This window comes from Devosia sp., from assembly GCF_028290645.1.
Classification (GTDB): Bacteria; Pseudomonadota; Alphaproteobacteria; order Rhizobiales; family Devosiaceae; genus Devosia_A.
Window position 1 is genome coordinate 1 of record NZ_JAQGJL010000386.1, and the last position, 11,820, is coordinate 11,820.

Genomic DNA, 11,820 nt, shown 5'->3' on the forward strand with positions numbered 1-11,820 from the left:
CGCATCGAAGCTCCCCCACCGTGCCTGCATGGTGACGACCACCGCGAGCCCCGCCAGCAGCACTACCGTTACGGCGGCGGTGGCAACCGCCACCGGCCGCACCCTGCGTCCCGCATCGGCCAGTGCCTCCCCCAGCAGCGGGATGGCGAACAGCCAGCCCGGCATCGGCCAATGCGGCAGGCCGCGCCCGAAAAACGTGAGCCCGGTGAAGACGACGATCGGCAATGCCGCGAGGCAGGCGAGCAGCCATCGCCGCGTATTGCCCGGTCCTCCCGCGATGGCCCGAACCAGCACGATCGCCAGCGGCACCCCGATCCACGGCAGCAGATACGCCGCCTGCAGCAGCAGTGATTCCAGCGGACCCAGCGGCCTGAACTCGCTCCCGAACCGACCCCGGCCCGACTGGAATGCGAACGACGCCCAGTCGTGCTGCATGTTCCACGCAATCACCGGCAGAAAGCACAGCGCCGCAATCCCCGCCGCCAGCCAAGGCCCCGGCGTCAGCAGCCATTTGCGTCCGTCGCGGGTGGTAGCAAGGAACAGCCCCACCCCGAGGATCAGCAGCACCCCGTGATATTTCGACAGCAGCGCCAGTCCAGCCGTCAGCCCCGCCAGCGCCCATAACCCCAGCTTCGCCCCTTCCGCCGGCTCGAACACGATCCGCGCCACGATCAGCGCGGTGGCCAGCGACGCCGCGATCAGCGGCCCATCGGGCAGGATCAGCCCCCCGTGCGCCAGCCCGAACACCGGCGCCAGATTGAAGATCACCGCCGCCCAGACGCCCGCCCCGACACTGAACAGCCGCCTCCCCAGCGCATGGATCAGCCAGGTGGAGAGCGCCCCCAGCAGCACGAAGGGCAGCCGCAGCAGCAACAGGTCCTCGCTGCCCCACAGCTTCGCCCACAGCCCGACGAGCCACAGATGCAGCGGCGGATGGTCGAAGTAACTCAGCGACAGCTGCCGCGCGATCCCGAGGCTGTAGGCCTCGTCGACCCCAGCCGGCAGCACCGCGGCGATGGCTAGCCGGCACGCCGTCACCACGACGATGACAGCCATCACCCAGCGATTCGCAGAGTCAGCTTCGAGCGCCGGAACGGACTGGGGCAGGGCGCCATGCTCATTCGCCGCGGCTGGCTCTCGCGCGAAAATCATTCCGAACCGGTCCGATCCGTGGTTTAGCTGGCCGCCTCGATACGGCCTCGCGTCTCTTGCAACAAGCCCGAATGGCACAGACCACCGAAACCAACATTCCCTTCGACGTGCCCGCGCGCGTGCGGCTGACCGGGCTCGAGGTCTTCGCGCTGCTGCTGGTGGCCGCGACCTTTGCCGCCAAGCTCTTCGTCGCACTCAACGTCGGGCTCGATGGCGACGAGGCCTACTATGCCATGTGGTCGGCGTTCCTGGCCCCCGGCTATCTCGACCACCCGCCCGCCGTCGCCGTGATGACCGCGCTCGGGCGGGCGCTGGCCGGCGACACGCTGCTCGGGGTGCGCCTCCTCCCGCTGCTCGCGGGGCTCGTCGTCCTCGCCGCCCTCTATCGCACCGGCCGGCTCCTCGTGCCGGGGCGCACCGCGGCCGCGCTTGCCGTCGCCTGGTACTGCCTCACCCTCCAGGGATCGCTGAGCTTCATCGCCACCCCTGACGCCCCCTCGACCCTGTTCTGGACCCTGTCGCTCTGGGCCGCCGCCGAAGCTGTGACACGCAGTCGGCCGAACTGGTGGCTGGCGGTGGGCCTCTTCGCCGGCGCCGGGCTGGCATCGAAATACACCAACCTATGGTTCGGGCTCGGTCTGGTGCTGTTCCTCTTCGGAACCGGCGACGGGCGGTCACAGCTCCGGCTCTGGCAGCTCTGGGCCGGCGGGCTTTTCGCACTAGCGGTGTTCTCGCCGGTGCTCTGGTGGAACTACCAGCACGAGTGGCAATCCTTCCTGTTCCAGGGCGCCCGCGTCGTCGACTTCGACACCACGCTCGGCCGGCCAGTTGTGGAGTTCATCGTCGGCCAGGCCGCAGCGATGGGGCCGGCGCTGCTCGTCTGCGCGCTGCTGGGTATCGCCGGCTTCTTCCTGGGGCAGGGGCGGCGCGAGGGCGCGCGACTGGCGCTGCCGGTGCTGGCCGCGCTGCCGGTGCTGCTCTATTTCCTCTTCCACGCGCTCCATTCCCGCGTCGAGGTCAACTGGACCCAGCCGCTGGCCCCGTCGCTGGCGCTGATCGGCGCGGCATTCGTGTGCCTGCTGCCCAGGCGAGTGGCCCGCGCATGGACCATCGGCCTCGCCACCAGCCTGCAAGTCGTATTCGGCTTGGCGCTAATCGGCTTTGCCTATGTGCAGGCCGTCTACCACCCGCTGAACCTCGGCATCGCCGACCGCACCCGCCTGCTCCGCGGCTGGGATAGCCTCGCCGCCGAAGTGCGCCAGCTCGCCGACGAAACCGGCGCCCGGGCGATCTGGACCGATGGCAGCTACCGGCTGACCGGCGAGCTGTTCTTCTACGGCCGAGCCGCCGGCGATCTGCGCCCGGTCCGCGATATCGCTCCACACCCGCGCTACGACTACGTACCGCCCGCCGAGCGCTACCCCGCGCTGTCGCCCGCTCTGCTGGTGGAGGAAGTGGCTTCTCCCGAGGCTGCCGCGGCCCTCCCGACGCGCCCCGAATTCGCCACCACACGCCTCATCAAGGTGGTCGAACGGGACGACGGCGCAGGCTCGGAATACTACGCCGTCCTCGCCGTGGTGGGCCCCACCGGCGTCTTCCCGCGCGCCGACTAGACCGAAACCTACCGGCCGACACCCCGCGACTTGGCGATCGCATCGAGCACAATCAGTTCGGCGACCAGTCCGTCGATCTCGGTCAGTGGGATCATGTTGGCCCCATCCGAAGGCGCGTTGTCGGGGTCCTCGTGCGTCTCGATGAACACCCCTGCGACCCCCACCGCCACCGCCGCCCGTGCCAGCACCGGCGCATACTGCCGCTCGCCGCCCGACGATTCCCCCCGCCCACCCGGCTGCTGCACCGAGTGCGTGGCATCGAAGATCACCGGCTTGCCGGTCTCCGCCATGATCGGCAGCCCCCGCATGTCGACCACCAGCGTATTGTAGCCGAAGCTCGTGCCGCGCTCGGTCAGCAGCACCCCGGAAGCCCCAGCGCCGTCCAGCTTCTTCGCCACATTCTTCATGTCCCACGGCGCGAGGAACTGCCCCTTCTTGACGTTCACCACCCGGCCGGTGGCCGCTGCCGCCACCAAGAGGTCCGTCTGCCGGCTGAGAAACGCCGGGATCTGGAGGATATCCACCACCTCGGCCAGCGCCGCGCACTGCTCGCGCTCATGCACGTCGGTGGTGATGGGGAGCCCGGTCTCGGCCTTCACCGCCTCGAAGATCCGCAGCGCCTCGTCCATGCCGATGCCGCGAAAACTGCTTCCGCTGGTGCGGTTGGCCTTGTCGAACGACGACTTGTAGACCAGCGGAATGCCCCGCCGCTCCCCGAGCTCGGCGAGAAATCCCGCCGTCTTCAGCGCATGGTCCCGGCTCTCGACCACGCACGGACCCAGGATGAAGGCCAGCGGCAGATCGGACCCGAACCCGACCCGCCCCCCGTTCGGCCCATCGACGAAAACCTGCTGCATCAAACCCAACCCAACTCGCCGGATGTCTCACCCGGTCGCACATCCCATGCCAGTAGTCGAAAATCGGCCCCACCGCCAACCTCCACCACGCCATAACTCCCGGTCCGGAACTTCATCCCGGCCCCAGGCTTCAGCCCCAGCGCCGCCAGCGCAAACCGCGCCGCCCCATTGCTGGTCACCAGCAAAATCGTCCCCTCCGGCAACTCCTCCGCCGTCCGCTCGACGAACTCCCGCCACGCCGAAACGCGCCACTGCGCCCCGACCTCCCACCCGTCCGGCGCCACCCGCTCCGTCTCCCACAGCGCGATGGCCTCGCTCCCCAGCCGCGCGACAACCTCCGCCTCCGGCTGCCCCTCATCCGGCCCATGGTCGATCTCGGTCAGAAAAGCCACCGTCTCCACAGCCGGGGCCTGTTCCCCGACAATCTCCGCAGCCGTCGCCCGTGTCCGCTGCAACTCCCCCGCCAGCACCCGATCGAACCGCACTCCATTGGCCGCAAAATGCCGCCCCAGCGCTCGCGCCTGTTCGACGCCGGTGCCCGTCAGCGGCAGGTCCGTGCGCGCCCCGATCCGGCGCGGCGCCTCCCCCGCCTCGAACGTGTTCCCGTGCCTGACGATCACCAGCCGGGTCATGGCCGCCAATCGACGAACGGATCGCCGAACTCGGCAATCAGCCGCTCCGCCCGTTCCACATCGGCCGGGCTGTCCACCCCGCTCATGGTGATCCGCGCCGGCGGCACGATCACCGCCCGGATATCCAGCCCAAGCTCGATCAGCCGCAACTGCTCCAGCCCCTCGAGCTGCTCGTACTGCGAAACCGGCGCCGCCTCGAACGCCTCGAGCGCCGCCGTTCGATAGCAGTAGAGCCCGACATGCTGCAGCACCGGCGACAGCGCCGCGCTCCGCCGCAGCTCCGCCTCCTTGCGCATGAACGGCAGCACCGCCTTCGAGAACCACACCGCCCGTCCCGACGCATCCCGTATGCACGTGGTGCCGCTCGCCGGTGTCGTCCGCTTGTGCGCCACCAGCGCATCGAGCCGCGCCCAGTCGAGCTGCACCACCGGCGTCGTGACATCCGCCGACGAAGCCCGTGCCGAACGCACGATCTCGACGATATGCGCCGGCGCCGTGAACGGTGCATCCCCCTGCAGGTTCACCACCAGCCCCGCGACCCGTCCCGTCGCCCGCAACGCCGCCAATGCCCGCCCCGAACCGGAAGTGATCTCGCTCGCCGTCATCACCGCCTCGAGCCCCAGGCCCCGAGCCGCATCGAGAATGCGCGCGTCATCGGTCGCCACCAGCACCTCGGCATCGCCCAGCTCCCGCGCCGCCGCGATGGCAATCGCCGCAACCCGCTCGAGCAGCAGCCGCCCCGCGATCGGCTGCAGCGGCTTGCCGGGCAATCGGGTCGAGCCATAGCGCGCCGGAATGACGATAAGGTCGCCCACCGCTCAGACGAGGCCGACACGCAGGCAATCGTGCAGATGCACGATGCCGACTGGCCGCCGGCCGTCCATGGCGAAGATCGCGCTGATCCGCGGCGTCAGCGCCGTCATCTGCCGCAGCGCCTCGCTGAGCAACGCATCGGCAGCGATGGTGCGCGGCCCCACGGTCATCACTTCGACCGCCGTCTGCCGCAGCAACCCATCCGCCATGTGCCGCCGCAAGTCCCCATCCGTGATGATCCCCAGCAGCTCGCCCGTCCCATCCACGACGCCGGTGCAGCCAAAGCCCTTCGACGTCATCTCGAGGATCGCGTCGGCAACGCTCGTCCCCGCCCCGACCAGCGGCAGCTGCTCGTCGCGATGCATCACCTCGCCCACCGTCAGCAGGGCGCTTCCCAGCGTCCCGCCCGGATGAAAGACATGAAAATCCGCCGCCTGGAAGCCGCGCCGCCGTAGCAGCACCACCGCCAGCGCATCCCCCAGCGCCGCCATCATCGTCGTCGAAGTGGTCGGCGCCGCCGTGATCTCGCAGGCCTCGCGTGCATCGGGCAGGCCGATGACGATGTTCGCCGCGCGCCCCAGCCGCGAGTCCGGGTGCACCGTCACCAGCGCCAGCGGAATATCGAACCGCACGCAATAGTTGGCGAGATCCTCCAGCTCCGGAGTGTCCCCCGACTTCGAGAACATCACCACCACATCCGCGGTGGTGATCATCCCCAGATCGCCGTGGCTCGCGTCGCCGCCATGGACGAACTGTGCCGGTGTGCCGGTCGAGGCCAGCGTCGCCGCAACCTTCCGCGCAATATGCGCGCTCTTGCCGACGCCCGAGAGGATGACCCGCCCCGGCGCTCGCTGGATCAGCTCGACCAGCGCCACGAAGGCCCCGTCGAGCCCCGCGGCGAGAGCCTCGAGTCCCTCGGTCTCGATGCGGATCGCGGCCCGCGCCTCATCGAGGCTCAGCTGCTGCAGACGCGCATCGTTGGCAATCGGATAGCGCACGTTTCGGCCCGGTTCGCGCCTCGCTGAACACATGGGCCGTGGCTTAGCAGCAATCGCCAAGCCCTCGCAAGCAAGCGCTCGCGAGGTTGTGCGGCGGCGGTGGACGGGCTAGTCAGCATGGGTCCTGCAAAACGGAGGAGTGTGCGTGACCGAAGCGGTGCCGTTTCGATGGAAGGCCTATGGCACGCTGGTCGCGGCGGCCTCTTGGCTGCACTATGCCGTGCTGTCGCGCTTCTCGCACAGCGACGAAGGCGGCGCCGACTGGCTGGCAAGGCGCCTGAACCCGGTGCTGCCCCAGCCGGCCCACGGCAAGCGCATCTGGATCCACGCCGTCTCCGCCGGGGAATCGAAGGTCGCCGAGCTGCTGCGCCAGCGGCTGCTCGAGCGTGACCCGGGGCTCTCGGTCGTCCTCTCCTCCACCACCTATGCCGGCTACGCGCGGGTGCGCGCCATCGCCGGCGACAATTCGAGCTTCGTCATGCCGCTCGATACGCTCGAAGCGCAGCGCCGCATCTTCAATAGCGTGCGGCCGGACCTGCTCGTCCTCGTCGAATCCGAGTTCTGGCCGGCCCAGTTCGCCGCCGCCGCAGAGGCCGGCGTGCCGGTGGTCGTGGTCAACGCCACCATGTCGCCACGCAGCTTCGCCCGCCACCGGCGCTTCCCCGCCGTCGCCCGCCGCACCATCGCCAGGGCGCGCCGCATCTATGCCCAGGATGACGCCATCGCCGTACGCTACGCCGAGCTCGGCGTGTCGCGCGATCATGTCGAGGTGCTGGGCAACCTGAAGCTGGTGTCGCTGCGCACCACCGCCCGGACGGTGAAGGACGAACCGCCGCTGGTCGCCTTCGGCAACATCCACCGCGACGAGATCGACCTGCTGGCCCCTGCCATCGCGACCCTTCGGGCGAGGCGCCCTGACGTGCGGCTGGTGCTCGTGCCACGCTATCCCGGCAAGATCCCGGGCGAAGTGCTGAGCGCCCGCTTCGGCCCCGAGCTCAGGATCATCGACAGCGAAGCGGCGATAAGTGACGCCGGCGGGCTGGTCTGGCTGGACGAGATGGGCCGCCTGGCGCGCGTTTACGGGCGCGCCACCATCGGCATCGTCTGCGGCACCTTCTCCACGGTCGGCGGCCACGACCTCGCCGAGCCGCTGCACTTAGGGGCGGCGAGCGTCTACGGCCCCCACATCGAACGCCAAAAGCCGCTCCACGCCGCGCTCTCGGCAATCGGCTGCGCCGTGCAGGTGATTGCGGCGGATCAACTCGCGGACACCGTGCTGGGGCTGCTGGACGATGCCCCCCGCCGCCAGCAGATGGTCGAAGCGTTCCGTGTCGTGTCCGACGACGCCGCAACCCGGCTCGACGGGCTGGCGGCGAGGCTCATCGAGGAACTCGGGGGGTAGCTACAGGCCCCGGTGGCCGTGGACCCCCACCCCTGTCCCCTCCCCCTAAGAATGGGGAGGGAGACGAAAACACCGCCGCCAGTGTGAGGGTCTCCCTCCCCATGTTTAGGGGGAGGGGACAGGGGTGGGGGTCAGCCCGCACAGGACTGCACGTCTGTCGTCGGCCGGCCGAAACCTACTCGTCGTCGTCCGGGTTCAGCAGCCGGTGCAGATGCACCACGAAGTACCGCATCTCCGCATTGTCCACGGTGAGCTGCGCCTTCTGCTTCCACGCCGCCTGTGCTGCGGCATAGTTCGGATACACCCCGACGAGATCGACCGCGTCGAGATCCTTGAACACGATGTCGTCGCCCTTTTCCACTTCGCCCCCGAGGACGAGATGCAAGAGCTGCTGCTTGGGCTCGGCTTTCTTGTCTTTGCTCACGGCGTCAGACGCTCCAGATCGACTTGCTGCGGTTGCGGACAGCCATAGACCTTGACCAGTGCCGCGTGCAGAGGCGCTTTTAGCGAAGGCTCGACCAGCGCCGCAAGCGCGCCATGCCGGATTTCCGGGCGGTTGAAGCGCAAGGCGCCTATGCACACGTCCTCGAAGTCGATGCCGACCTCGGCGAGGATACAGGCCGCGCCCGCGACGTCCCAGTCCGAAGCGCCGCGCCGCGTGACAGCCGCGTCGAGCTTGCCCGTCGCCACCTGGACCAGCCGATAGGCCAGCGAGGGATAGGCCGGCCCGCGCGTATAGTTGAGCCCGGCGACCTGCAATTCCTGGTGCACCGCGCCCGGCGCCGGGATCAGCGGAGCGCTGCGGCCCGGGTTGCGCTGGCGGATGAGCGGCTTGCCGTTCAGTTGCGCGCCTTCGCCGATGGCGGCGTCATACATCTCGTCGCGCGCCGGCGCATAGACGACGCTGGCGACGGAAACGCCGTCCTCGACCACCGCCAGCGATACGGTCCAGCTGTCCTCGCCGCGGATGAAGCCGCGCGTACCGTCGATCGGATCGACCACGAACACCCGCCGGTGGCTGAGCCTGTCGGGGTTGTCGACGCTTTCCTCGCTCAGCCAGCCATAGTCGGGCCGGGCCGCCAGCAGGGCCGACTTGAGGAACTTGTCGAGCGCGATATCCGCCTCGCTGACCGGCGAGGCGTTCTCCTTGGTCCAGGTCTTGAGGTCCTTGCGGAAGTACCCGGCCGCGATGATCCCGGCAGTAACGGCGGCCGAGCGCAACAATTCGCGGTCGTCGGCAGCAGTAGTCTGGGCAGCAATCTTCATCAGGTTTCCGTACAGGGGCGCTGGCGGTGCTTCTAGGCGCATCAGCCGGCAGGAACAAGGCCTGCCACTGTGCTTTCGCTGCCTCGCGGGGGACAGGGAGCCCCGCCGTTCACCTGCCTCCCGGCCCGTTGGTTAAGCGCATGGAACTGCACGCGCTTAAGACTGCGTTACACCCGGTGACACCCCGCTAACCCTTCGCAAAACAACCTAAACTTAACCCAGTTTCTTAAGCGGGGAGCCAAGGGAGGCGGTTAGATTGGGCTCATCAAAGAGAGCGGCAAACAAGCTCTCGAAAGTTGACAGGAAGGCACATCATGCAGGGTCGTGTTGGGATCGACGGTTCGTCGGTTGTCATGCTGTTCGGCGAGGGCAGGGCCCCCCGTACGCGTTCGCTGACTGCCCGGTACTTCGGCCCGGCCAACGACAACGGCCCCAAGGAACCGGTGAAAACCGTGACGGTACGCAAGACGCTCGAAAAGAGCGGCGTCGCCATCAAGATCAAGGTGCCGGTCGATGAGTTCATCGGCGTCGCCGTCTCGACCTCGATCACCGAAGACGGTGTGCTGTCGAGCGCCATCGAGCTGGTGCATGGCGACCCGGACCTCAACTACCGCGTGTTCGAGGAAATCGGCAATTCCAACGTAGTCGCCGAGTGGCAGAACTGGGGCAAGAAGCTCCGTCTGCCGCTGTTCATCAAGGCCGGCGACGGCAACCTCCTCCCCTATTCGCAGCAGGTCGACGGCGTGGCGCTGGGCCTGAAGCACGACCGCCGCCGGCTCGCCGCCGACGCCGAGCGCCGCCCGCGCTTCCTCAACCGCAGGAAGCCCGGCGAAACCGGCGCATCCTGATGCAACTATTTCGTGCCTGACCCGTTCATACTGCAACAAGCCGATAGCGATCCCATGCACGCTTGAGCTGTCGGAAAAGAAGAAGTCTCGAAGCGACCTCCAATTCTACTCGAGCCGGGGCCGATCCTGAAAATGGATCGGCCCCGTTCCTATTTCCCGAAGGGACACGCCCGATGTCAGTGTGAGGGTCTCCCTCCCCCTTGCGGGGAGGGGACAGGGGTGGGGGTTCAACTCACACCGGCGCCGCTTGGGTCAACTCGCACCGGCGCTACACAACCCAGTCCGCCAGCATCGCCAGCGTGAACGCCAACCCGACCCAATGGTTGGCCTTGAAGCGCACCAGCGCGTTGGCCGGTTCCTTCGGCTGCAGTGTGCGGATCTGCCACCCGAAAACGCCGATGACCACCAGCATGCCGGCAAGGAACGGCCAGCCCGCCCCCACCATCAGCGCCGCAGCCACCCAGAGCGCCACCGTCCCCGCATAGAACAGCGCGACGAACAGCCGGGCCCGCCTGCCGAACAGCCTTGCCGTCGAACGCACCCCGATCAGCGCATCGTCCTCCACATCCTGCAGCGCATAGATGGTGTCGTAGCCGATGGTCCAGAGGATGGTCCCGAGGTAGAGCAGCACCGGCGGCAGCGACAGCGCCGAGGTCTGCGACGTCCAGCCGATCAGCGCCCCCCACGAGAAGGCGAGTCCAAGGAATAGTTGCGGCCACCAGGTAACCCGCTTCATGAACGGGTAGATCGCGATGAGCACCAGCGACGCGACCCCCAGCAGCACCGTCAGCGCGTTGAACTGCAGCAGCACCACCAGCCCGACCAGCGCCTGCAGCACGAGGAATAGCGCCGCCTGGCGCTTGCTCACCTGTCCGGACGGGATCGGCCGCGAGCGGGTCCGGGCCACCTTCATGTCGATATCGGTATCGACGATGTCGTTGAACGTGCAGCCGGCGCCGCGCATCGCCACGGCGCCGACGAAGCAGAGGATCAACGCCCGCCAGTCGAAGCCGTTGGCCGGCACCTTGAGCGTCGCCAGCGCGAGCGAGAAGGCACACGGCCAGAACAGCAGCCAGAAGCCGATCGGCCGGTCCCACCGCGCCAGCCGCGCGTATGGTTTCAGCCACTCGGGCGCGTAGCGGTCGACCCAGTTGTCCCGGCTCGCATCCGCCACCGCGCCCGCTGTTTTGTCGGTTGTTTGCATTGGGCTTTCTTGTATGCGGTAATGGCCGCTGGCCACCCTCTATGTCACGCGTACCACGATGCCCAGATCGCACAAGACCCTGCCTCGCCTGTTCGTCGAGGCCCCGCTTGCAGCGGGCGCAGCGCTCGCCCTCGATCGCGAGCCCACCAACTACCTGCTGACCGTGCTGCGCATGAAGAAGGCCGATGCCCTGGTCGTCTTCAACGGCATCGACGGCGCCTGGATGGCGCGGATCGCCGACGATCACCGGAAGGGGGCGACGCTCGAGATCGTCGTCCAGACCCAGCACCAGACCCCGAAATCCGACCTCTGGTTCGGCTTCGCCCCGCTGAAGACCGGCCGGCTCGATTACCTCGTGCAGAAGGCCACCGAAATGGGCGCCGGCGTGATCCAGCCGGTGATCACCCGCTTCACCCAGGTCTCGAAGCTCAAGTCCGACAAACTGGTCGCCAATGTCATCGAGGCTGCCGAGCAATGCGAGGTGCTGACGGTCCCCAAAGTGGCCGAGGAGGTCGCCCTCGCCGAGCTCGTCGATACCTGGCAGCAGAAGCAGGGCCTCCGGCGCATGATCTTCTGTGACGAAAGCGCGCCGAACGACGCACCGAACACTGCACTTCTAAATCTCGACGGGCTCCCCATCGGCATCCTGATCGGCCCCGAAGGCGGCTTTTCCGACGAGGAGCGGCAGCTCCTCCTCTCCCAACCCTTTGTAATCCCTATCAGTCTGGGCCCCCGCATCCTCCGCGCCGACACCGCCGCCGTCGCCGCCCTGGCAGTAGTCCAGTCGACCATCGGCGATTGGCGATAAAGCCCATTGCATTCGGAGCGCGGCTGGCTATTGTCCGCCGCGCCCGGCCAGGAGCCCGGCAGATGTGCCTGTTGGAGTGCCTATGTCCGGCAAAGAAAACGCACCGCTGATTGAATCGCGGGCCGACCTGATCGAGGTCATGGCCGCTGGCGGCAAACCCAAATCCGAGTGGCGCGTCGGCACCGAACACGAAAAGCATGTCTACCGAAAAAACCCGCTGCGCCCGG

12 protein-coding genes are annotated in these 11,820 nt (G+C 67.9%); 4 read left to right on the forward strand and 8 right to left on the reverse strand.

All coding sequences use genetic code 11. The features are described 5' to 3' along the window. Positions 1-1,056, reverse strand: a 1,056-nt coding sequence (locus JWQ89_RS20500; RefSeq protein WP_299644147.1) for a glycosyltransferase family 39 protein, incomplete at its 3' end; no start/stop codon positions are given. A 167-nt stretch (positions 1,057-1,223) separates the two neighbouring features. Here JWQ89_RS20500 and JWQ89_RS20505 point away from each other — a divergent pair. Further along, on the forward strand, positions 1,224-2,765 hold the full coding sequence (locus tag JWQ89_RS20505) for a glycosyltransferase family 39 protein (RefSeq protein ID WP_299644149.1): 1,542 nt from the start codon (positions 1,224-1,226) through the stop codon (positions 2,763-2,765). A gap of 8 nt (positions 2,766-2,773) precedes the next feature. On the opposite strand, the gene kdsA is transcribed toward JWQ89_RS20505, so the two are convergent. Genes kdsA through JWQ89_RS20525 form a run of 4 tightly spaced genes read right to left on the reverse strand, consistent with a single transcriptional unit; the run spans position 2,774 to position 6,065 of the window. Continuing rightward, positions 2,774-3,622 carry a 3-deoxy-8-phosphooctulonate synthase gene (gene kdsA / locus JWQ89_RS20510; protein WP_299644151.1) on the reverse strand — a complete coding sequence of 283 codons (849 nt, stop codon included), beginning with the start codon at positions 3,620-3,622 and terminating at the stop codon, positions 2,774-2,776. Beyond that, positions 3,622-4,254, reverse strand: coding sequence for a histidine phosphatase family protein (locus tag JWQ89_RS20515; protein ID WP_299644153.1), 633 nt, complete (start codon positions 4,252-4,254; stop codon positions 3,622-3,624). Before JWQ89_RS20515 ends, kdsA begins: the two co-directional genes overlap by 1 nt. Then, positions 4,251-5,069 carry a 3-deoxy-manno-octulosonate cytidylyltransferase gene (gene kdsB / locus JWQ89_RS20520; protein ID WP_299644154.1) on the reverse strand — a complete coding sequence of 273 codons (819 nt, stop codon included), beginning with the start codon at positions 5,067-5,069 and terminating at the stop codon, positions 4,251-4,253. The genes JWQ89_RS20515 and kdsB overlap by 4 nt, the downstream gene beginning before the upstream one ends. Positions 5,070-5,072: 3 nt before the next feature. After that, a complete protein-coding gene (locus JWQ89_RS20525; RefSeq protein ID WP_299644157.1) occupies positions 5,073-6,065 on the reverse strand; it encodes a KpsF/GutQ family sugar-phosphate isomerase in 993 nt (330 codons plus the stop codon). 145 nt (positions 6,066-6,210) lie between these two features. Here JWQ89_RS20525 and JWQ89_RS20530 point away from each other — a divergent pair, with 145 nt between their 5' ends. Further along, complete coding sequence (locus JWQ89_RS20530) at positions 6,211-7,467, forward strand: glycosyltransferase N-terminal domain-containing protein (RefSeq protein ID WP_299644160.1); 1,257 nt, start codon at positions 6,211-6,213, stop codon at positions 7,465-7,467. Positions 7,468-7,642: 175 nt separating this feature from the next. Here JWQ89_RS20530 and JWQ89_RS20535 read toward each other — a convergent pair whose 3' ends face one another. Next, positions 7,643-7,891 (reverse strand): DUF4170 domain-containing protein, encoded by a 249-nt coding sequence (locus JWQ89_RS20535; protein WP_299644162.1) that lies wholly within the window; start codon positions 7,889-7,891, stop codon positions 7,643-7,645. Next, positions 7,888-8,733 carry a 3'(2'),5'-bisphosphate nucleotidase CysQ gene (locus tag JWQ89_RS20540; protein WP_299644164.1) on the reverse strand — a complete coding sequence of 282 codons (846 nt, stop codon included), beginning with the start codon at positions 8,731-8,733 and terminating at the stop codon, positions 7,888-7,890. Before JWQ89_RS20540 ends, JWQ89_RS20535 begins: the two co-directional genes overlap by 4 nt. 314 nt (positions 8,734-9,047) lie before the next feature. Here JWQ89_RS20540 and JWQ89_RS20545 point away from each other — a divergent pair, with 314 nt between their 5' ends. Then, positions 9,048-9,581 carry a DUF6101 family protein gene (locus JWQ89_RS20545; protein ID WP_299644166.1) on the forward strand — a complete coding sequence of 178 codons (534 nt, stop codon included), beginning with the start codon at positions 9,048-9,050 and terminating at the stop codon, positions 9,579-9,581. A gap of 268 nt (positions 9,582-9,849) precedes the next feature. Here JWQ89_RS20545 and ubiA read toward each other — a convergent pair whose 3' ends face one another. After that, positions 9,850-10,785: a 4-hydroxybenzoate octaprenyltransferase gene (gene ubiA / locus JWQ89_RS20550; protein WP_299644169.1), complete on the reverse strand. Its 936-nt coding sequence runs from the start codon at positions 10,783-10,785 to the stop codon at positions 9,850-9,852. 58 nt (positions 10,786-10,843) lie between these two features. On the opposite strand from ubiA, the gene JWQ89_RS20555 reads away from it, so the two are divergent. After that, positions 10,844-11,593 (forward strand): 16S rRNA (uracil(1498)-N(3))-methyltransferase, encoded by a 750-nt coding sequence (locus JWQ89_RS20555; RefSeq protein WP_299644172.1) that lies wholly within the window; start codon positions 10,844-10,846, stop codon positions 11,591-11,593. Positions 11,594-11,820: the final 227 nt, after the last annotated feature.